The organism is Proteiniborus sp. MB09-C3, assembly GCF_030263895.1.
Classification (GTDB): Bacteria; Bacillota; Clostridia; order Tissierellales; family Proteiniboraceae; genus Proteiniborus.
In genome coordinates this window covers 264919-287641 of sequence record NZ_CP127161.1, presented here as the reverse complement: position 1 = coordinate 287641, position 22723 = coordinate 264919, and the positions used below count along the sequence as shown (strand labels likewise).

22 protein-coding genes and 1 pseudogene are annotated in these 22723 nt (G+C 32.9%); 17 read left to right on the top strand and 6 right to left on the bottom strand.

Features of this window, described 5'->3' with window-relative positions; genetic code table 11:
* Positions 1–89: 89 nt before the first annotated feature.
* Positions 90–623: an RNA polymerase sigma factor gene (locus tag QO263_RS01355; protein ID WP_285625550.1), complete on the top strand. Its 534-nt coding sequence runs from the start codon at positions 90–92 to the stop codon at positions 621–623.
* Positions 610–1722 carry a hypothetical protein gene (locus QO263_RS01350; protein ID WP_285625548.1) on the top strand — a complete coding sequence of 371 codons (1113 nt, stop codon included), beginning with the start codon at positions 610–612 and terminating at the stop codon, positions 1720–1722. The genes QO263_RS01355 and QO263_RS01350 overlap by 14 nt, the downstream gene beginning before the upstream one ends.
* Positions 1723–1819: 97 nt before the next feature.
* Here the strand turns inward: QO263_RS01350 and pruA are convergent, their stop codons facing one another.
* Positions 1820–3412 carry an L-glutamate gamma-semialdehyde dehydrogenase gene (gene pruA, locus QO263_RS01345; RefSeq protein WP_285625545.1) on the bottom strand — a complete coding sequence of 531 codons (1593 nt, stop codon included), beginning with the start codon at positions 3410–3412 and terminating at the stop codon, positions 1820–1822.
* Positions 3405–3863, bottom strand: coding sequence for an Lrp/AsnC family transcriptional regulator (locus tag QO263_RS01340; RefSeq protein WP_285625542.1), 459 nt, complete (start codon positions 3861–3863; stop codon positions 3405–3407). Before QO263_RS01340 ends, pruA begins: the two co-directional genes overlap by 8 nt.
* Before the next feature lie 257 nt (positions 3864–4120).
* On the opposite strand from QO263_RS01340, the gene QO263_RS01335 reads away from it, so the two are divergent.
* Complete coding sequence (locus tag QO263_RS01335) at positions 4121–4708, top strand: YdcF family protein (RefSeq protein WP_285625539.1); 588 nt, start codon at positions 4121–4123, stop codon at positions 4706–4708.
* 759 nt (positions 4709–5467) lie between these two features.
* Positions 5468–6724 (top strand): GTPase HflX, encoded by a 1257-nt coding sequence (gene hflX / locus QO263_RS01330; RefSeq protein WP_285625537.1) that lies wholly within the window; start codon positions 5468–5470, stop codon positions 6722–6724.
* A 142-nt stretch (positions 6725–6866) separates the two neighbouring features.
* Here hflX and QO263_RS01325 read toward each other — a convergent pair whose 3' ends face one another.
* The gene (locus QO263_RS01325; RefSeq protein ID WP_285625535.1) at positions 6867–7358 is read right to left on the bottom strand and encodes a GyrI-like domain-containing protein; all 492 of its coding nucleotides are present in this window, start codon (positions 7356–7358) and stop codon (positions 6867–6869) included.
* Between the two features lie 167 nt (positions 7359–7525).
* Here QO263_RS01325 and QO263_RS01320 point away from each other — a divergent pair, with 167 nt between their 5' ends.
* Complete coding sequence (locus QO263_RS01320) at positions 7526–8254, top strand: hypothetical protein (RefSeq protein ID WP_285625533.1); 729 nt, start codon at positions 7526–7528, stop codon at positions 8252–8254.
* Between the two features lie 248 nt (positions 8255–8502).
* Here the strand turns inward: QO263_RS01320 and QO263_RS01315 are convergent, their stop codons facing one another.
* Entirely contained in the window at positions 8503–9036 is a 534-nt protein-coding gene (locus QO263_RS01315) for a DUF6144 family protein (RefSeq protein ID WP_285625530.1), read from the bottom strand.
* Positions 9037–9448: 412 nt separating this feature from the next.
* Here QO263_RS01315 and QO263_RS01310 point away from each other — a divergent pair, with 412 nt between their 5' ends.
* The 3 genes from QO263_RS01310 to QO263_RS01300 are packed head-to-tail and all read left to right on the top strand — an operon-like array spanning position 9449 to position 10981.
* Positions 9449–10078 (top strand): TetR/AcrR family transcriptional regulator, encoded by a 630-nt coding sequence (locus tag QO263_RS01310; protein ID WP_285625527.1) that lies wholly within the window; start codon positions 9449–9451, stop codon positions 10076–10078.
* Positions 10079–10093: 15 nt separating this feature from the next.
* Positions 10094–10480, top strand: coding sequence for an FMN-binding protein (locus QO263_RS01305; protein WP_285625524.1), 387 nt, complete (start codon positions 10094–10096; stop codon positions 10478–10480).
* 21 nt (positions 10481–10501) lie between these two features.
* Positions 10502–10981, top strand: a complete 480-nt coding sequence (locus tag QO263_RS01300; RefSeq protein ID WP_285625521.1) for a flavodoxin domain-containing protein — start codon at positions 10502–10504, stop codon at positions 10979–10981.
* A 330-nt stretch (positions 10982–11311) separates the two neighbouring features.
* Here QO263_RS01300 and QO263_RS01295 read toward each other — a convergent pair whose 3' ends face one another.
* Positions 11312–11497, bottom strand: a complete 186-nt coding sequence (locus QO263_RS01295) for a helix-turn-helix domain-containing protein (RefSeq protein WP_285625519.1) — start codon at positions 11495–11497, stop codon at positions 11312–11314.
* A 91-nt stretch (positions 11498–11588) separates the two neighbouring features.
* Between QO263_RS01295 and QO263_RS01290 the strand changes: the two genes are divergently transcribed.
* Complete coding sequence (locus tag QO263_RS01290; protein ID WP_285625516.1) at positions 11589–12335, top strand: SagB/ThcOx family dehydrogenase; 747 nt, start codon at positions 11589–11591, stop codon at positions 12333–12335.
* 67 nt (positions 12336–12402) lie between these two features.
* Here the strand turns inward: QO263_RS01290 and QO263_RS01285 are convergent, their stop codons facing one another.
* Entirely contained in the window at positions 12403–13641 is a 1239-nt protein-coding gene (locus QO263_RS01285; protein ID WP_285625514.1) for a glycosyltransferase family 2 protein, read from the bottom strand.
* 205 nt (positions 13642–13846) lie between these two features.
* Between QO263_RS01285 and QO263_RS01280 the strand changes: the two genes are divergently transcribed.
* From QO263_RS01280 to QO263_RS01245, 8 genes and pseudogenes are all read left to right on the top strand, one after another.
* Complete coding sequence (locus QO263_RS01280) at positions 13847–14791, top strand: ABC transporter substrate-binding protein (protein ID WP_285625511.1); 945 nt, start codon at positions 13847–13849, stop codon at positions 14789–14791.
* Entirely contained in the window at positions 14791–15519 is a 729-nt protein-coding gene (locus QO263_RS01275) for an ABC transporter ATP-binding protein (RefSeq protein ID WP_285625509.1), read from the top strand. Before QO263_RS01280 ends, QO263_RS01275 begins: the two co-directional genes overlap by 1 nt.
* Positions 15506–16264 carry an ABC transporter permease gene (locus tag QO263_RS01270; RefSeq protein ID WP_285625506.1) on the top strand — a complete coding sequence of 253 codons (759 nt, stop codon included), beginning with the start codon at positions 15506–15508 and terminating at the stop codon, positions 16262–16264. Before QO263_RS01275 ends, QO263_RS01270 begins: the two co-directional genes overlap by 14 nt.
* Before the next feature lie 216 nt (positions 16265–16480).
* A complete protein-coding gene (gene recQ, locus QO263_RS01265; protein WP_285625503.1) occupies positions 16481–18682 on the top strand; it encodes a DNA helicase RecQ in 2202 nt (733 codons plus the stop codon).
* Positions 18683–18844: 162 nt separating this feature from the next.
* Entirely contained in the window at positions 18845–20218 is a 1374-nt protein-coding gene (locus tag QO263_RS01260) for a M1 family aminopeptidase (protein WP_285625500.1), read from the top strand.
* Positions 20219–20374: 156 nt separating this feature from the next.
* The gene (locus QO263_RS01255; protein WP_285625498.1) at positions 20375–20683 is read left to right on the top strand and encodes a winged helix-turn-helix transcriptional regulator; all 309 of its coding nucleotides are present in this window, start codon (positions 20375–20377) and stop codon (positions 20681–20683) included.
* Between the two features lie 232 nt (positions 20684–20915).
* A pseudogene (locus QO263_RS01250) lies at positions 20916–21617 on the top strand (pirin family protein).
* 50 nt (positions 21618–21667) lie between these two features.
* Positions 21668–22267 carry a nitroreductase family protein gene (locus QO263_RS01245; protein ID WP_285625495.1) on the top strand — a complete coding sequence of 200 codons (600 nt, stop codon included), beginning with the start codon at positions 21668–21670 and terminating at the stop codon, positions 22265–22267.
* Positions 22268–22723: the final 456 nt, after the last annotated feature.

Genomic DNA, 22723 nt, shown 5'->3' with positions numbered 1-22723 from the left:
TAAAAATGAACCTTTTATAATCCCATGACAATATATAAGTAAGGGCTGTTAAGAAGGGAGGTTCTAATTATGCTGAAAGGAGAGGTTGTTTGAACATTACAGATTTAAGCGAGCTTGTGGAGTTACATGGTAAAGCCGTATATGGATTTTGTTACAAGCTTGCAAAAAATGAAGCTGATACAAATGACTTATATCAAGATACATTTCTGAAGGCAATGGAGCTATGTCATAAAATAGATAAGGACAATAATCCTAAAGGTTTTCTCATTTCCATTGCAATAGGAATATGGAAAAACAAATGCCGTAAATACGCTTGGCGTCAAAAAATAGCGCCAATAGAGGAAATTAATGAAGAAGTAAATAATGATTACATATTCAAAGACGAATTGACTCCAGAGGATGTTGTTATATCAAATGAACTTTGCGCTACGATACAGACAGCAGCGGATACCTTAAATGATAAGTTGAGAATACCTTTGTACATGTACTATACTGCAGGAATGACTAATGAGGAAATAGCATCGGCATTGAAGATTCCACTGGGAACTGTGAAAAGTAGACTTTATAAGGCGCGGAAAGTTTTAAAAAATATTTTGGAGGAGAATAGATATGAAAAATTTTGATCAAATGGATCAATTGCTAAAGCAGGCCCTTTCTCCATCAGTTGAACCTAGTAAAGATTTGAACCAAAAAATTATAAGCAAATTTAAGGAGGATAATATTATGAGGCCAGTTCGCAAAAATAGAATGTCAGTTGCATTGATTGCAGCTACACTTACTTTGATAATGTCAATAACAGCACTTGCTGCTTGGAATTTTCTCCAACCAAAACAGGTTGCAGAGCATTTTGGAGATGAAGGACTTGCTAATGCATTTGAAGATAAAAGAGCAATTGAGCTAAATGAATCAGTTGTTTCAGGTGGATATAATTTTACTCTACTTGGAATTGTGTCAGGCGAAGGCTTAAGTGATTTTGAAAGCTCTGCACAGGAAATACATCCAGATAGAACTTATGCCGTAGTTTCAATAGTTAAGGAAGATGGCAGTAATATGCCAGAGATTCAAGATGAAGAATATGGGCAGGTTAGATTTTTTATCTCTCCTTTAGTAAAGGGACAAAAGCCATGGTTAGTTAACATAGCTTCTATGAATGGAGGATATGTTGAATCTGTAATTGATGGAGTTATGTACAGATTAATTGAATGTGATGGAGTTGAAATGTTTGCTGATAGAGGACTTTATCTCTGCATAAGCACCAGTGATTTCTATGATATAAATGCTTTTAATTATGATGAAGAAACTGGCGAAGTTAGCCCTAATACCGACTATAATGGAGCTAATGCTCTTTTTAACTTGCCCCTAGATATAACAAAAGCTGATCATGAGAAAGCAGAAAAGTATTTGAAGGAATTGCTAGGAGAACCAGAATCAGATTCTACAGATAGCAAAGAGCCAGAAATTGACTGGGAAAAAGAATTTGAAGATGGTGTCATCATACCTGAATCTATAAAAGAAGTTATTTATGATGAAAATGGCTTAGCATGCTATGAATATGAAGATTACAATATTTCTGTCAACATAGAGGAGCTATTCGAAAAAGAGGAGACAGAAGTATCTAAAATTGTAAGTATATTCGAAGAAGACGGAGAAAAACCAACTGCTATCCAATTATCGAGAGATGTTAATGGTGTAATTACTGGCAGAGTATTAAAGCTGAAATAGTTTTTGGTAGCCTACAGGTGATAAATATCATCTGTAGGCTATTTTAAATTAAGATAAAAACCAAACTATATAAAAATTGCTTTTAAATGAATTTGTTTTATAAAAGACTTTCTTTTATAGCTCTAGGACTAATCCAGCGTAGCAGATTTAACTTGGAGCCTGCCTTATCATTTGTACCAGATTGTCTTGAGCCACCAAAAGGCTGTTGCCCTACTACAGCACCAGTAGGTCTAACATTTATATAGAAGTTACCAGCTGAATTTGTCAATTCTCTTTCTGCTTCTGATATAGCATATCTATCCTTAGCAAAGATCGATCCAGTCAATCCATACTTGGACGTACTGTCGCATAATTTAAGTGTATCTAGGAACTCCTCATCCGTATATATGAAAATAGTGAGTACAGGCCCGAAAATCTCCTCTTCCATTGTCTTGAAGTGAGGATTGTCAGTTAGTATTATCGTAGGCTCTATAAAGTAGCCAATAGAATCATCACATTTGCCTCCGAATAGTATCTCTGCTTCAGAAGAATTTTTTGCATATTCAATATAGCTTTTTATATTCTCAAATGACTTTTTATCTATGACTGCTCCCATAAAGTTTGTGAAATTATCCACATCACCAACATTGATATTTTCAACCTTTTTCAGAAGATTTTCTTTAACATCAGGCCATATGCTGTGAGCAATATATGCACGTGATGCTGCTGAACATTTCTGTCCTTGATATTCAAATGCACCTTCAAGAAGGCCACGTGAAACAGCTTCTATATCTGCTGAAGGATGAGCTATAACGTAGTTTTTACCACCAGTTTCACCTACAATTCTTGGGAAGGTCTTGTAGTTCGCGATATTATTGCCGATAGTAGTCCACATATTTTGAAATACTTCAGTGGAGCCAGTAAAATGTACACCAGCAAGACTTTCATTTACCATCACAACATCACCAATATCCTTTGGATTTCCAGGAAGGAAGTTGATAACACCATCTGGTAAACCAGCCTCTTTAAATAGCTGATACACCATATATGATGAATAAACTGCATTAGAAGCAGGCTTCCAAAGCACTGTATTCCCAACGATAGCAGGAGCTCCTACTAGATTGCTGCCTATGGCTGTAAAATTAAATGGTGATACTGCAAATATAAAGCCTTCAAGAGGTCTATATTCTACTCTGTTGATGACAGTACCAGTAGATATAGGCTGTTCGCTGTATATCTGGTGCAGGCAAGCGGCATTGTATCTTAAAAAATCAACTAGCTCACAAGCAGAATCAATTTCAGCCTGCTTATAGGTTTTACTCTGTGCAAGCATAGTAGCAGCATTAAGCCTTGCTCTCCATGGACCTGATGCTAGTTCAGCAGCCTTTAAGAAAATAGCTGCCCTTGATTGCCAGTCTAATCTCTCCCACTTTGCTTTTGCCTTGAGAGCTTCCTCAATAGCTATTTCTACTTCATTCTTTCCAGCCTTGTGATATTCACCAATTACTTTCTTATGATTGTGCGGAATAGTACAATAACCTTTATTTCCAGTCCTGATTTCCTTGCCTCCCACAATGACGGGTATATCAATAACTGTATCCTTCATTCGTACTAATTCAGCTTCTAATTCTTTTTTTTCTATACTGCTGGGAAGGTAATTCAAAATTTTTTCATTCACAAAGCTATGTTCTTTTGGTATGCAATTATTCATTTAGTAAATCCCCTTTATATTTATTTGTTTCAGATAATATGAGCATAGTGAAGGTTTCTAAAATACCTTCAATTTTCAGCATTTCATCATGGAGTTGTGTTATTTGATCTGTAATGCTAGCTCTCATCTGAAGCATTATACACCATTGTCCAGTGATTCTATAACATTTTTCTATTGTAAGTCCATCAACGTTTAAATGTATAATCTGTTCCATTAGCTTGTTGAAATCTCCTGTTTTAACCTTTATCAATATAATAGCTCTAATACCTTGACCGACTTTACTCCAATCAATTGTAGTATTGTAACCTTTAATTACACCCGTTTCCTCTAATTTCAATATTCTTTGACGTATTGCTGGTCTTGACATATTCAGCTGCTTGCTTATTTCTTCATGAGAAATTCTACCGTTGGTTTCTAATAGTTCTAAAATTTTCACATCAATTTCATCCATAGGTCCACCCCTTTTACTAATATAATATATAAATATGGCACTATAAACAACTATAAGTATGAAAAATAGGCTAAATACTACGATTAGTAACTAAACTGCTGGAGAACCCCATCCAAAGCAATACATACAATAACTTTTAGTAAGTGATATTTAATGCTATAATAATAATTAAATAATTTTAAAGGGATTGTGAACTATGTATTGAAGTTAGTCAGTGCATAAGTAAATATATTTAGACCATAAGGCAGGATAAAATTATGAAGAAAAAAATGCTTAAACTAATGATTATTTTGACAGTGACAGTTTTGATTTCCTTTATTGTAATTGAAGGCTTGATTATTATAGAGGGAAGTAAGGTTACATCAGAAAAGGTTGACTATGTAATTGTATTAGGAGCTAGACTTTACGGAAGTACACCTTCTCCATCTTTACTAGAAAGACTTAAGGCTGCAAAGAAGTACTTAGATGAAAATAAAGATGTGAAAGTAATAGTATCTGGTGGTCAAGGTGCAAATGAAGATATTCCAGAAGCATATGCTATGGAGAAGTATTTAGTAGATAATGGAATTGAAAAAAACAGAGTAATAGTAGAAGATAAATCTACTAATACATTTGAAAATCTAAAGCTAAGCTTAGAAAAGATAAGAGAGATGGAGGACAAGGATAACATAAAAATCTTGATAGCTACGAATAAATTTCACATTTTCAGATCAAAAATGTTAGCAAAGAGACTAGGAGCAATTCCATATGGATTACCTGCAGAAATACCACCAACGACTATATTGCAGTCATATATAAGAGAATATTTTGCAGTAATTAAATCCTTTTTATTTGACAGAATATAGATTTGGGATAAGGTATGTTTGTATTTGTCTATTCTTTGCTTATTGCTTTTTAGACAAGACAATGTAAACGTCAGACAATGTGAAAATTCACACTCTATACGTTTTGTCATTCTGAACGCAGTGAAGAATCTGTATTTGAAGCTATTAGGGACCCATTCGCTTCGTTCAGGGTGACCGTTTGCACACAGTCTGATGTCCCCTTGTCTTCTCTTGTTTTGTTAATTTTAATAAGGTATTGTAATAAATATAGATGTATGATAATATGTAAGTAATTTCAATGAATGGAGGGTTGCTTAAAATGCGCATTAGATTCCGATTTTATACTTTATGTAACTAATTTAATAGTGCTTAAAGGCTCTACCTATGTGTAGGGTAATCGGGATTAGTCTGCCTATTTTTAAGAAAACCTTATAAACAATATATAAATGCTTCTAAGGGTAGGGACAAATCTACCCTTTTTTGTGTTTATTTAAAAATAGAATGATAACGAGTGAGAATATATAAAATTTTCTTGATGAAGTGCATAACTAAGATTACATTTTCCTGTTTATAGATTGATTAGGAAGGTGAATATTGAATGTTTCACTTTATGAGAAGCTATTTTAATTGTTTCACTACGTCCACGGGGTTAATTAATAAGGATAGCTTGTTCTTATAATCATAAGCAAGGGACTTCCTTAATGTTATATATCTTCCCTATTACTCAATGCACAGGTAGCAAGCCTGTGGATATTTCAAATGAATGGAGGAAGAAGACATATGGAACAAAGACAGAGGGCAATAATAGCAGGTGTTAATCTCAACAATCAGGAAGATTTTAAGAATTCGATGGAGGAGCTATTCAATTTAGCTGAAGCATGTGATATAGAAGTGGTTGGCGAAATTACTCAGAATTTGAATCGAGTGAACAAATCACATTATTTAGGTAACGGGAAGATATTAGAGGCAGCGACATCACTTGATGAGATGGATGTAGATATGGTGATATTTAATGATGAATTATCACCTTCGCAGATTCGAAACATAGAGGCAGCCTTAGGATGTAAGGTAATAGACAGAACTGTTTTGATTCTCGATATTTTTTCTCAGAGGGCAAAAACAAAAGAAGCACAGCTTCAAGTAGAAATAGCAAGATTACAGTACATGCTTCCACGTTTAATCGGCTTAGGCGAATCACTAGGTCGTCAAAGAGGAGGTGCTGGATTTATAAACAGAGGCTCTGGAGAAACAAAACTTGAGCTAGATCGTAGAAAGATTGAGGATAGAATTGCCAAGCTGCATAAGGAGCTTGAAACCCTTGTAGTTCAACGTCAGAGCCAAAGGAAAAAACGTAAGGAGACGGAAGTACCAGTTGTTGCTCTAGTAGGATATACAAATGCAGGCAAGTCAACCATTATGAATGCCATGATAGACTCGTACAATTTATCAACTGATAAGCAGGTTTTCGAAAAGGATATGCTGTTTGCTACCTTAGAAACCTCTGTAAGAAGCATTAAATTGCCAGATAGCAAATCTTTTTTGTTAACCGATACTGTAGGATTTATCAGTAAGCTTCCTCATCAGCTTGTAAAAGCATTTCGCTCAACATTGGAGGAAGTCTCTGAGGCTGATATGCTAATTCATGTAGTTGACTATTCAAATCCAAATTATAAACAGCATATTGAAGTTACAAGGGAAACATTAAAAGAACTTGGTGCAGATAATATTCCTACTATTTACGCCTATAACAAGGTAGATTTAGTAGATAGTGAAATCTTAAGAGATGAAGAAGACTGTGTATATATTTCAGCTAAGAATAAAACGGGAATAGATAGGCTAGTAGATGAAATCTGCAAAAAGGCCTTCAAGGAATATATTAATTGTGAGATGCTAATTCCCTATGATAAAGGAGATGTGCTATCGTACCTTAATGACAATGCCAATATAAACTCAACTGAGTATAATAGCGATGGAACGTTGATATCATTAGAATGTAAGGAAGCTGATTACAAAAAATATAAACAATTTGTAATATAGATATTAGCTTATGAAAAGAAGGAAGATATAGGATGGTATATGAGCATGTTTGAGATAAATCCATAGGACATAAACATGCTTGAAATCAGTACCAGAGACCATAAACCTAATAAATTGGTTTATGGTCTCTTTGTTATTTTATCTAAATATCCTCTAATTTTTTCGTCACAGGAATCCAAATTTCACAAAAACATTCTGAACTATTTTCTTCTGGGTACAGCTCAAAGTCAGTGTCATCAAGCATATTATATTCTGAACTCGGCAAAAACTCTTTAAATATTCTGTCCCAAGTTTCTCCTATACATTCACCATCATTGCCAATACATTTAAACACAGCCCATAATGTCGGCTTTACATCCCATACTATATAGCCTTCTGGAATAACTCCACCATCGTATTTCATGGCTATACCATAATTAAAATGAGTGCTTTCTTTTGACACGGGCCCACATACTCCATAAATATCATGATTTTTTGTATTCCTTCTTAATACATCAAAAACTCCACTATCTCCACAAGTCTTCCAAAAATCAGGTATTTCTGTATTACCTTCTTCTGAAATAGATTCGTTTCTAAAGGCTTCTACCTTTGCCAATAGCTTAAAGCTTTCTCTTTCCACGATCTTATATTCCATATATTCTATTTAAGATTTTTTGAACAAGCAAATAAAATTGTGTTCACTCATATAACAAAGTCTAGAGTTTATGATATAATCGTAATATAGAAAACTTTGGTTTAGTACATAGTTGTAGCATAAAGTGAACTAAAGATTATTAATATTTTTAGCAGGAGTTGATTTAGATGAAAACCAAAATTATAAGTGCGCTTATTGTGTTCCTATTAAGTATTTCAATTACTGGGTGTTCGAGTAGTGACAAAAATTCTGACACCAGCGTTCCAGCAAATCCTTCTTCTACCTCTTTAGATAGCAATGGTGAAAACATAAATACCCAGATGCTATCTAATGATTCGGTGTTGGAAGCATATAAAGCGATATTGCAGAACAAGACTGAATTATTCAGCACAGATAATAAGAAAAAATTATACTTGAATGATTTCTTAACTAACGAAGAAATTTATGGTACTATCTTCAAAGTAACGCACTTTACTGTACTTGACATGGACGGTGACAAAGTACCTGAAATTGTTCTTGAATTATCAGTAGGCGATGAACCAGAGTTTTATGAAGTCTTGCATTATATGAATGATACAGTTTATGGATACCTTATTGTGCACAGGGGTTTAGAAGAGCTAAAAGCAGATGGAACATTTCGTTATTCAAGTGGTGCGGCTGATAATGGATTTGGAAAATTAAAATTCGAGTCAGATGCCTTTAAAACTGACATACTAGGGTACAGTGAGTCAAGTCAAGGCGATGATAACTTGGTCATATCATATTTCATTAATAATAAATCAGTTACAAAAGAATCCTTTGACTCTTTCGTGAATGAACAATCTGGGAAAAAAGATGCAGTGTGGTATGAATTTTCTCAAAAGAATATTGAAACCGAACTCTCTATAAATCCATAATATATTTTTAAAAATTAATATACCTATTATTGTTCTGTGCTATCGTATCTTAATGACAACGCCAATATCAATTCAACTGAGTATAATAGCGATGGAACGTTGATATCATTAGAATGTAAGGAACATAAACATGCTTGAAATCAGGAGCAGAGACCATAAACCTAATAAATTGGTTTATGGTCTCTTTGTTATTTTATCTAGGTATCCTCTAATCCCGTTGTCATTGGACACTCTATGTAATATTTGTACTAAATAGTAATCTCAAATATGCACTTATCTGAACCATCCAAAATTGATTGCACTTTATTTACCTTTACAGAGTCTCCAAGAATAGATGAGAATAGCTTTTCAAACCAACCTGCTGAACAATAGCAGTATGCTGGTGACATATCTTTTGACTGCTTTGCAAGACCACAGTAGCAGGAACTATATACACCTATTATTTTCCCATCCTTTGTGTGTAGCTGTCCACCACCAATATGCTGTTCATTTAGTAAATGCAAAAATTCATCTATATCATTAGATTTTTCATGCAGTTTTTTAACCTTATCAATTATTGAATTAGAAATGCACTGATATCCACAGGGTTTCATTACCTTTTCGATAACATCTTTACCTTGATTTTCTTTGACTTTTTCTATTACTTTTTTAACATATTTTGCTTGCTTGTTAGGAGTTGCCTTCAGATCTAAGATTCCACAAGCTGATACTATACTATTATAACTATCAATCCCAGTGGTTGCTTTAATGCTTTCAAGTATTCTATCAACTTTATTTGCCAATAACATCATCCCCCTTTTTCCCTATCTTACCATACAAAATATGACAACAGTATGTCATGTTAAATTGTTTTTCTGAAGGTTAGTGGATTTTTGGGGATATAAGAAGGCAAGGGGAGCATATTAACGTCAGACTGTGTGAAATTCACATTCTATACGTTTTTGTCATTCTGAACGCAGTGAAGAATCTGTATTTGAAGCTATTAGAGACCCATTCGCTTCGTTCAGGGTGACGATTTACACACAGTCTGACGTTTCCATGTCCTCATATATTGTATTTTGACATTCATCCTTATAAAAATGTTGTATCCAAAAAAATTCCTTCATATCTTGACAACATTTACGCTAAATGCTATATTTTTATTGAACAATGTCTTATTATTAAACAGTGTTTAATAAGGTAAGGAGTGACATAATGACCATAGAAAAAAGAAGAGAACGAGAAATAGAAGAAATGAAAGAGCTTATCCTTTCAGCAGCAGGTGATATTATCGCTTCAGAGGGATTTGATAAGCTATCAATTAGAAAAATTGCTAAAAAAATCGAATACTCTCCGTCTATTATTTATCATTATTTTAAAGATAAGGAAGAAATATTAAACAATCTGATGCAAAGAGGCTATAAAAAAATAGTATCAGCAGTATCTTCTGTAAAGATTGAAGACGGCTCTCCTGAAGAAAGATTAATGCAAATGACTAAAAATTATATAAGGGTAGCACTAAGTATGCAAGATGAATTTATGGCAGCTCAATTAAATCAATCCAAATTAGCCTTAAAGCATACTTCTTCATTATTTGAAGGTGCTTCAAAAGAAAAACCAGCTTTATCTGCATTATGCCAATGTCTACAAGAAATGTATAGGGGTAAAGCTATAGATGAAAATATAATAGAATTAACTGCTCAAATGATTGTAGTATCAACTTTAGGTCTTATCTTTAAGCTCATAATAGAAAAAGATATTGGTGATGAGCAAAGAGAAAGATTGATTGACTTTTATTCAAATGAAATAATATTAAGAATAGCTAATAGTAATACATTCAATTAGGAAGGAGGGGAGAACTTGAAGTCCATATTAAAAATACTAATCTCAATAATAATTATATTTATATTGGTTTGTGCAAGCGGAATACTTTATCTATCTCAAGGACTTAAAGAAGGAAGTGAAGTTAAAGTGAACGGAGTAAGAATATCAGATCTAAATGATGGGATATATAATGGGAAATATAATGCTGGAAGATGGTCAAACCAACTCAGTGTTACAGTAAAGGATCATAAAATTATAGAAATTAATATAGTAGACGATGTTACTTTTGTAAAGTCTGGTGTAAGTGATGAGTTATTCAGTAAAGTCATAGAAGCACAGAATACCGAGGTAGATGTAGTATCGCAAGCTACAGTGACATCCAAAGCATATCTTAAGTCAATAGAAAAAGCGTTAAATGATTAAAATAAAATGTGAGGTGTATAAATGAATACATTGATAGTATATGCAAGCAAATATGGATTTACCGAAAAATGCGTAGAATTGCTGTCTAAGGAGCTTACTGGTAAAGTAGAAATAATTAATTTAAAGAAAGAGAGCAATATCGATATTTCAAAATATGAAAGGATTATTATTGGTGGCTCAATATATATTGGCAAAATACAAAAAGAAGTAACAGAGTTCTGCTCAAAGAACTTAGATAAATTAAGAGAAAAACGAATAGGATTATTTATTTGTGGAATGCAAGAAGGAGAAGCAATCAATACTGAATTTAGTCAAAATTTTAATCCTGAGCTCATTAAAATCACAGAAGCTAAGGAGCACTTTGGAGGAGCGTTTATTTTTGATAAAATGAACTTTCTAGAAAAATTTATAGTAAAAAAGATATCTAAAATAACATCAGATAAATCTAATATGCTGGAGAATAATATACACAGATTTGCTCAAGTCATGAATACTATTTAATTTGCCTATAGTATAAAAAAACCTGCAATTACCATGATTTTATTGTGGCTATGACTCAAAGGCTATGACACACCTTCAAGAGAGAAGGGTAATCGTCTTTCCTGGGCTTCTATAAGCTATTCTAATCTTATCTATCTCCTTCCACAACTATAGCTGGGAGGAGATAAGGGTTTTATAGCAGCCGTCTTGTTCCGCCAATGTTTCATGTGTACCTATTTGTACTACCTTGCCATGCTCGCAATAAGCTTATCAGTAGCAATAATGGTTGAAAGCCTATGTCCACCATTTTATTAGGATTGAAATGATCAAGCATTAGAATAGATTTGTAACTTAAAAAATATAACCAGTATTGTTATTTCCATCTCTAAACTCTTTAGGAGAAAGTCCGGTATATTTTTTGAACTGGGTAGTGAAATAGCTTTGGCTATTGAAGCCCATGAGTATAGCTATATCCAAAATGGACTTATCAGAGTTACAGAGGAGATACTTGCTTTTCTCGATGAGAGAATTCCACATATTAAGTAAAAATAGATGATTGATGAAATATTAAAGAATATATTGTACAATTAGTAGTATATAGATATTTAAAAACAAGGGAGATGAAAACATGACTAAAGGTATAGGAAAAGAATTTATGGAAAAAACAAAGCATAAGTATGAGGAGGATTCTGATCAAGAAAAAGGTCTGCCACAACCGCCTTTAGAATTAGAATGGGATGAAAATGCAGTACTAATTGGCTTACCATCTGTAGATAAGCTAGAAATGAAAAGCATGGATTTAAGAAAGGCTATAGAAACTAGAAAAAGTCTTAGAAAATATGCTGATACTCCTTTGGCATTAGAAGAGCTTTCTTATCTTTTATGGTGTACACAAGGAGTTAAGCAAGTTGTCTCTAGACCTGCTACTTTAAGGACAGTTCCCTCAGCAGGGGCTAGACATGCATTTGAGACATTTCTTCTGATAAACAATGTAGAGGGACTAAAACCGGGATTATATAGATATATAGCTATTTCCCATAAGCTTATGGAAATAAGTACAGACCCTGAAATGGCTCAAAAAGTCACTACTGCATGTCATGAACAGGAGTTTATTAAAAACAGTGCAGTGACCTTTATCTGGAGTGCTGTAGCATATAGAATGAAGTGGAGATATGGAGAAAGAGGATACAGATATATTCATCTAGATGCAGGCCATGTATGTCAAAACCTTTATCTGACAGCAGGGTCTATTGATAGTGGAGTTTGTGCTATTGCCTCTTTTGACGATGACGAGATCAACAAATTACTTGGCCTAGATGGAGAAGAGCAGTTTGTAGTATATGTGGCTACATTAGGGAAAAGGATACAAGGATAGTAAAGCAATGTTAAAATAAAACTAATGCTTAGATGAGGTATCTTAACTTCATTTAAACATTAGTTTTTTATTTCCATACTCTATCTAACCCCATCAACTCTTGTATATAGCCTATTACAGATATAGGACTCATAATCATCTGATAGAATAGGATATACGCAATATATCCTAAGTAATTTTCACGAATCTTTAATCCAAGCCTTTGAAATATTTCTTTCTGGTATTTCAGTAGCACCATATTTTGCATTATCGCCAATGGAATTACTAAAAGAGTCATAGGCCCTACTATCCAGAATTTGCCCAGTAATGCAAGAACAAGACCAGGCATCCAGCAAAAAGTATATACAATATCGAGATAAGGCATTACTAAATTAATACCAGTTAAGTAACGTACATATCTAATAGGGTGCTGCCATGGCTTTACCATATTTAGTGCCTCAATCATTCCCCTAGCCCAGCGACTTCTTTGACGGGCAAGATGCTTAAGATTCTCTGGAACATCTGTAAAAGCAATTGACATAGGCTCAAAATATACCCTAAGATTTTTTCTTAAGAAATCCCATGTGATTACAATGTCTTCACCAATTGCATTTGGCCATCCGCCTATTGCTCTTAACTCATCTGTTTTATATAGAGAGTAGGCTCCTTGAGCTACTAGAGTTCCCTGATATAGGCCTTGCATACGCTTAATACTAGAAATGCCTATAAAATAATCCCATTCCTGAAGCTTAGTAACAAAGTTTGTTCTGCTATTCCTAACTAAAACTGCTCCCGCTACGGCACAGACCTCCTTAGGAGCAGAGTTCATACGAGATACTAAATATCTAAGGGCTTCCCTATGCAATAAAGTATCTGCATCTAGTGTAATCAGATATTCAGTTTTTACATAGTTTAAGGCCTTATTTAAAGCATTGAATTTTCCTGGATTTCCTTCAAATATTACATCTAAATCTAAGTGGTAGTCTTCCCCTGCCTGTCTAGCCATATCAGCAGTTTTATCACTAGAGCAGTTATCAACCACAATGATTTTTATATTTCCCGCATAATCCTGCTTTGCAACATAGCTGAGCGTTTCTCTTATTCTACTTTCCTCATTATGACATGCAATAACTATCGTAATGGGAGCTTTAGGATACTTAACCTTGAATTTAGGCTGCTTGTCCAATAACAGGCTTACTAAAATAAAGGCATTTATATATCCCGGAACATAGGCAATACCTGCAATTATAAATATAGCAGCAATAAAATGAGAAATCAAATATTTTATTTCAACTTTTATATATGGTAAATTAAATTCTGTGCTCAAATTATATTCCTCCTAGTCCAATTATATAAAAAATAAAATATTGAATCCATTTAAAAAGATGTCACTCAAGGTATGTATTTCCATTATGAATACATTCTTATTTTTGTTATTTACTTTATTACCAAAACTATATGTGACATTGATTTAACAATCTTTTAGGAGTAGAATTAGTATGGGTTTTGAATTTATAATGGGAGGAATACAAATGAGTAATTTTAAGAGATTAGTTTTATTTATAGTTATTGCATCGATGATTTGGATGATTGGCTGTACTCCTAAGGAAATTGTTAAGGATGCGCCACAGAGAGAAGGAGCTGACATAGAGGAAAATCTAAATCTGAAGGTTGGAGTAATGCCAGCAGTTGATTCAGCACCTATTTTTATTGCCGCAAAAAATGGTTACTTTGAAGAATTGGGATTAAATGTGGAAGTTCAAATATATATGAATGCAATGAATAGACAAAGTGCTCTTCAAAGTGGAGAACTAGATGGAGCGATGACAGATGTTATTGCATTAGTTAACAATGTGCAAAATGGATTCGATATAAAGGTTACTACTAGTACTGATGGAAGCTTTCCTATATTAGTTAAAAAGGGTTTTGAAGAGAAAAAAGATATTAAAGTAGGGATCATGGAGGTAAGTGTGGTGAATTACCTTTCTGATGAGTTCCTTGGTGAAAAATATAGTGTGGAAAAGGTATTTATTAACGAGATTCCTGCAAGACTAGAGATGATAAATCAGGGTCAAATAGATATGGCAGTACTTCCTGAGCCAGTTGCATCTCAAGGAGAATTAATGGGTCTTGAAAAGAAAATTTATGAAAATAAAGATGAATTTTCTCCTGAAATCATGGTTTTTACAGGGGATTCTATAAAAAACAAAGAAAAAGCTATTAAGCTATTCCATGAAGCATATAATAAGGCGGTAGAACAAATCCATAATGATGATAATATAGCTCGTGATATATTGGTACAGGAACTAGAGCTTAATCCTGAGGTTAGAGACAAGATCGTTTTACCTGAGTATAATATGGCAAGGATACCAAGTAAGGAATACATTGAAAAAATAATGGAATGGAATGAAAGAGTACTAAACAAAAAAATTGACTTAAAATATGAAGACCTTGTTGAAGGGAAGTTTGTAAAATAATGATTGAAATAAAGGATTTACATATAAGCTATGGAAAAGAAGCAGCTCTTAGCAATGTAAATCTTCATATAGAAAAAAACACAACCTGTGCCATAATAGGACCTTCTGGCTGTGGCAAAACCACTTTATTATATGCTATAGCTGGTCTTATAAAGCCCAACGAGGGTGAAATATTTATCAATAGGCAGAAGCTGACTAATGTTCGTAAAAACACGGGAGTAATATTACAGGATTATGGATTGCTTCCTTGGAAAACAGTTTGGAATAATGTATTGTTTGCTTTGCTTGCAAGAAATATTAGCAAAGAGACTGCTGAAAATAGAGTAGTAGATATTCTTAAGAACTTAGGAATTTATGAATACAAGGATAAATATCCTATGGAGCTAAGTGGCGGACAAAAGCAAAGAGTTGCTATTGCGAGAACTCTGGCTCTTGAGCCTGACCTGCTGCTTATGGATGAGCCTTCTTCTGCTCTTGATGCTATGACTAAGGAACATATACAGAATGTAATTTTAAATATTTATAAACAGATGCCTAATACACTGATTATTGTAACCCATAGTATTGAAGAGGCGGCTTTTTTAGGGCAAAAGATTGTGATAATGGGCAAAGCCAACATAATTCATACCATGGATAACCCTTATTTCGGAAAAGAAAAACTAAGAGAGAACATTGATTTTTATAGGTTTTGCCTAGAGGTTAGGAAGTGGATACGTGAAGACACTTAAAAAACTATGGAAAAAACACTTAAAAACTATTTATGCTAACTTTGTAGTACTCGCAATGTGGTATGTTCTACACATTGCCTTAAAATCATCTGTTATACCATCGCCTTTTGATACAATTAAGAATTTCATCATAATATTTCCCAATGTTTTAGCACCGCATCTACTAGTGAGTCTGTGGAGAATCGCTGCTGCTATGGTGATTTCTCTAGTGCTGGGCATATTCATAGGAATATGGACAGGTATAAATAAAAAGGTTGATGATTTTATTAGCCCTATTGTCTACATACTATATCCTTTGCCTAAAGTAGCATTTTTACCAGTGCTTATGATACTTTGGGGTTTAGGAGATTTACCTAAAATTATTTTAATTATCATTATTATTATATTTCAAATTATTCTTGCAGCAAGGGATGGTGTAAAGGAGATACCTAAAGAACTTTTTATGTCTGTTAAGTCATTAGATTTAAGCAGAATAGATGTATATAGACATTTAATCCTGCCTGCAATACTACCTAAAATATTTACTGCCCTAAGGATTTGTATAGGTGTCAGTATAGCTGTTCTCTTTTTTGCTGAAAACTTTGCTACTACCTATGGCATAGGATATTTCATCATGAACAGCTGGAGTATGGTGAATTATCTTGAAATGTTCAGTGGAATAGTTGCATTAGGATTATTAGGTCTTTTGCTATTTAAAGTTCTAGATTTAGGCGAGAGCATGCTCTGTAAATGGACTAGAATATAAGTGCATGAGGATATCACAGACTGTGTAGAAGCAAGACTCCAATAAGCTCAGAAAGAGTAAGTTGCTGGAGCCATTCTACAAAGGCTGAAAAAAGTAATAGTAGTTAATGGGATTGACTAAAAGGGCAGAAGGTCTAGACTTTCTGCCCTTTTATTGTTAGGATATACATAAGTAATTAATTGCCAGAGGGTCTTAGGATTTTAAGGGGGAAGAGTTGTGGATATTTATAAAGCATTGAAAATGTATTTTGGATATGATGAGTTCAAGGCAGGTCAAGAAAAACTGATTAAAGGAATAATGGATGGCAGAGATGCCTTAGGAATAATGCCTACTGGTGGCGGCAAATCTCTTTGCTACCAATTGCCAGCTATTATATTAGATGGGATAACAATAGTGGTTTCACCCTTAATATCTCTTATGAAGGACCAGGTTGATTCTTTAAATGAAATGGGTATAGCAGGAACTTATATCAATAGTACGCTTGAACAGGACGAGCTTATGACAAGGCTAAGGGATATAAGAGATAATAAATATAAAATAATTTATGCTGCACCAGAACGTTTAAATACTGGTCTTTTTAAAGACCTTATAAGAGATATAGATATTTCACTAGTAGCCATTGATGAGGCTCATTGTATAAGTCAGTGGGGACATGATTTTAGACCTAGTTATTTAGAAATACCTGCATTTATAGACTCATTAGAAGAAAGGCCGGTAGTTGCCGCATTTACAGCAACAGCTACTAAAGAAATAATAGAGGAGATAAAGCATCTAATTAGGCTAAAAAATCCATTGGAATCTATAATAGGATTTGATAGACCGAATCTGCTTTATGAGGTTGTAAAGGTAAGCAATAAATACTCATACTTACTTGACTATTTAAAAAATAATTTCCAGGAGGAATCCGGAATAATATATTGTGCTACAAGAAAAACAGTAGAATCCTTAACTAAAAAGCTTATAAAAGAAGGTATTTCTGCTGTTGAATACCATGGAGGAATGGGAGCAGATGAGCGGCAGAATAACCAGGATGGTTTTATATTTAATAAATGCAGGATAATAGTAGCAACTAATGCTTTTGGCATGGGAATAGACAAGCCTGATGTCAGGTTTGTAATTCACTATAATATGCCTAAAAATATGGAGGCATATTATCAAGAGGCAGGCAGAGCAGGAAGGGATGGAGAAAAAAGCCACTGTATTTTACTTTATTCACCGTCAGATGTAGTAAAGCAAAAACTCATAATACAAAATGAAGTTTTCTCTCATGAACGGGAGGAAATACTATATAAAAATCTTCAATATTTGGTTGATTACTGCCATACAAACGAATGTTTAAGAAATTATATACTTACCTATTTTGGTGAAGATACAGAAAATACTAACTGCAACAATTGCGGAAATTGTTTAGATCAGTCAGAAATGATGGATGTTACTGTAGAGTCTCAGAAAATATTATCCTGTATATATCGAACTAATGAAAGATATGGCTTGACTACTATAATACAGGTATTGAAAGGTTCAAAAAGTAAAAAGATATTAGAGTTTAACCTTGACAAGGTTTCAACATACGGAATAATGACAGATTATAGCGACATGGCAATAAGAGAGATTGCAATGACTTTAGTATCTAAAGGATATATTCACATAACTCCAGATAAGTATCCTATTCTGAAGCTAACCTCAAAGTCACGGGAAGTATTAAAGGGAAAAGTGAAGGTTTACCATAAGAGATACCTAATTGAGAGAAAAGATTCAACAAATGCAAAAGAAGATCAAAGAAAAAGAGATGGCAGCTATAATTATGATAATGACTTATTCAATAAGCTTAAGGAGCTAAGATATTCAATTTCCAAAGAGAAGAAAGTGGCTCCATTTATGATTTTCCACGATTCAACGCTGAAAGGAATTGCATCATACTATCCTAAGAATAAAGATGAACTCTTAACAATAAGCGGTGTAGGCCTAAAGAAGTATGAGAGCTATGGGGAAAGCTTCTTAGGTTTAATAAATGATTATTGTACTGAAAAAGGATTGAATGTCGACGAAATAAGAAAAGAAGGATTAGTTCAATCGGAAACAGATCGATCAGAAACAGGGAAAGCAAGAGGAGACAATGCAGTAGATAGATACGAAGCTACCTACAGCTATTATATTGAAGGCTTATCATTAACAGAAATAGCAGAAAAAAGAGGCTTTACCATAAGTACCATAATTGAGCATCTAAAAAAGTGCGATGAAAACGGAAAATTAATTGACTGGTCAATATTCATTGATGATCCTTTAAAAGAAGAAAAAATATTAAATGCAATAAAGAAAGTAGGTATAGAAAGACTGAAACCAATTAAAGAAGAACTGCCTGAAGAGATTAGTTATGAGGACATTAAGCTAGTTATTGCTAAGAATAGATTAGGATAAAGAAATAAAGTGATTTGTTTTTTAGCTGATTTACTGTGAGTCTTGCCATAAATTATGGTGAGGACAAAACTCAATCAATTATTTAATTGATAAGTTTTTTCGTATACATCATTTTCTATAATATAGAGAATTAATATTTTATCATAGGGGAGATGAGTATTGATGAGCAGGTTGGGAATTCCAAGAACTTTGAATTATGATTTATATTTTAAAATCGAACCAGTACAAAATTTCTTTATTTCATATGGAATAATGACTATAAGTAATGAAACAATTGAAAAATTGAGCCAATTAAATATTCTATTGTATCATAGCCTTAAGGTAAAAAGCATAAAAGATGCCAACGATGAAAGCTTACACTTCACACAAGAAAAAGTATCTTTAAAAGACGAAAAGGATTATTATGTAAACAATATAGATGTTAAACTAAAAAGTATTTTGAAACCAGATGAGAAGATAAAGCTATATATTGAATACGAAGGCAGCATCAACGGATATTCACATATAATGGGATATGTTAAAGATAGAGTAGATAAGGACTTTTCTATCCTAAGACCTGATAGCCATGCGTATCCAATTATTTCACAGCCATTTTTTGAGAGTATATTAAAGAGTTATGAAAACACTTTTTTATATAAAATTACTATAGATGTCCCAAGAGAGTATACTGTAGGTTGTGGTGGTGTATTGAAAGAAGTTATATATGGAAAGAGCCGTAATATTTTTCAATATTCATGTGAATTTCCTACATGGAGATTTGATATTGGAATTGCTCAATATTCTTTAATAGAAGATAAAGATATGAATCTAAAAATATTTGCATTTCCTGAACATAGAGATAATGCCGAAAATGTCGTAAAAAAGGAATTAAAGAGGGCATTTGATTTATTTACAGCTTTATTTGGTGATTATCGTAAAGATAGCTATTTTACAGTAATTGAAATAAAGGAATCCTATGGCTCACAGGCAGGAGATAATTATATAATGATGGAGGAGCACGGTTTTAGCAATGATACTAAAAAGCTGACTCATTTATATCATGAAATCGGGCATATATGGAATGTAAAAGTCAGATATAATATTCAGTTAGCAAGGTTTTTTGATGAGGCTTTTGCTTCCTATTTTGAAGCACTTGCAATAAAAAGATTTTATGGAGATAATGCTTTTAAAGAAAAAATGGAACTTTACAGACGATATTTCATATCTGAAGTAGATAGAGATAAAATAAATTACTATACACCAATATGTGAATACGGAAAGTATAAAATAGGTCATAATAGTTACACAAAGGGTCCATGGGTTTTATATGTCCTTAATGAAGTTGTTGGTGATGAAACTTTTTGTAAGATTATTAAAAACTTTTTAAATGCATTTAAGGATAAAGAAGCAGATTTCAAGGACTTTCAAAGGGTGGCTAATGAAACCTCACATATTGATTTGGAAGAATTTTTTTCTCAATGGATATATGGAATAGAATCATCAGAATGTTTATATGGAGGAAAAGACTTATCTTATATGATAAAAGATATTGATTAATAGTGCGTTATATTGAAGGAGCAAATCTTTTACTGGGAACTTTCTGAAAAAGGTTTTGTAAATGGAATAATAAAAAATCATCATGTGAATAATTATAATAACCTACTTACTTTTGTTTAGTAAGCATGGTATAATAAAGTCAGGTGGTGATTGGATATGGAAAAATATCATATGTGTCCAAAGTTTGAAAATGCGTTTGAATTACTAGGAAAGAGATGGACTGGATTAATTATAAGAACATTATTAAGCGGCCAAAAGCGTTTTTCTGATATAGCAGCTGCAATTCCAAACATGAGTGCTCGTATGCTTACAGAAAGATTTAAAGAACTAGAGAATGAGGGAATTGTCATTAGAAAAGTTTATCCAGAAACACCTGTACGTATAGAATATGAACTTACAGAAAAAGGGCGAGAGCTCGAAGCTGTTATGGATGAAATTCAAAAATGGGCTGAAAAGTGGAATTAATTATAAAAGCATAGAATAAATAAAAAGAATCTTCTTAGTCAAATTAAGAAGATTCTTTTCATTTATTTTGAAAAAAACTCTTGACTAATTGTATTTAATGTGCAATAATTATTTTAAAGTTAGTTACTAAATGTAATCAAATAAACTATTTAATTTAAATAACTATATGTAAGAATATGAATGAATATTTAAGATTAAAGTTATAAACAATATTAAAGAGGAGTGATACAAGATGTTAAGAAAGATAGAAAGTCAAAATATGGGAAGCAGTAACCTTGGATGGCTAAGAAGTAAATTTCATTTTTCCTTTGCGGAGTATTATAATCCCAATAATATAAACTTTGGAGTGTTAAGGGTTATAAATGATGATTTAGTTTTATCCAATACTGGATTTGATACTCATCCTCATAGAGATATGGAAATAATATCATATGTTGTCAATGGTGAACTTACTCATGGAGATAGCATGGGAAATAAAAATACTATAACTCGTGGTCATGTTCAATATATGAGTGCAGGGACAGGAGTTTATCATAGTGAGCATAACCTTGGAGAAGATACATTGAGATTTTTGCAAATATGAATTTTTCCTGATAAAAAAGGACATGAACCTAACTATGGAGATTACAGATTTAATTGGAATGATCGGCAAAACAAATGGCTTCATATGGTATCAAGTAAAGAGGGGGATGCACCAATAAAAATAAATCAAGATATAAATATTTATTCCCTAGAGCTTGAGAAGGAAAAAGAGATTAGTTTTCCAGTAAAGGAAGGCAGACAGGCTTATTTAGTTCAAATAGAAGGAAGCTCATCAATTAATGAGATTGAATTGAGTGAAAGAGACGGAATGGAAATAGTCGAGGAAGATATTTTAATTAAAGCAAAAGAGACTTCCCACATTTTAATTATAGAGATGAATAAACAGGATTAAGTAACATTAAGGTTTATATATAAACAATAAAAAAATGGAGGTATGTTTAAATGTCAAAAGAATTTTTAACTGCTGTTGCAGACAGACGTACATTTTATGGAATTAGCAAGGAGGCTGTTGTTTCTGACGATAGAATAAAAGAAATCATAGAGCATGCTGTGAAGCACACTCCATCAGCATTTAACTCTCAAAGCACAAGAATAGTTCTATTATTAGGAAATCATCATGATAGACTATGGGATATTACAAAAGAGGCATTGAGAAAGGTTGTGCCAGCAGAACGATTTAGTTCTACTGAAGAAAAAATAAATTCATTTAAAAGCGGATATGGTACAATTTTATTCTTTGAAGATAATAGTATAATAGAATCTCTTCAACAACAATTTGCTAGCTATAAAGACAATTTCCCAATCTGGTCTCAGCAATCAAACGGAATGCATCAATTCGTTATTTGGACTGCATTAGAGGCTGAAGGATTTGGAGCATCACTTCAACATTATAATGAGCTTATTGAAACTGATGTAAAGAAAGAGTGGAGTATAGCAGATAACTGGAAGCTTATTGCACAAATGCCATTTGGCAAGCCAACATCACAACCAGGTGAAAAGCAGTTTAATACACTAGAAGAGCGTATTAAGATATTTGGATAGATTGTATTTTAGCAAATTATAAAGCAAATAGTTTTTAGGATGTTTATAAAAGTCTGTGTAAATCTAACCTTGGATATACTGAACAAAATATCCAAAGGGGAACACAGACTTTTTATGTTGATTCAGAAAATTCATTGTTGTATATTCTATACAATTGTCAATATATCACAATGATGTTTGTATGCATTACTGTAAATTGACAAAACCATTGTATAATGATACTAAACACTAAATGATTTTCATATTCTATATTCTCTGTACAAGTGCTTTAAGATTCCATAGAGAAATTCTTAATTAAAATAATTATTAATATTTTACTAAAGGACTTTTAGATTTTATATAGAATTACTTATTAACTTATCAGATATGTTGACAACAATTACAATAATATTCAACTAATATTCCACTATAAGATTTTGCTTACTCAATTAAACCCTTATAAATACTAAGCCTCTA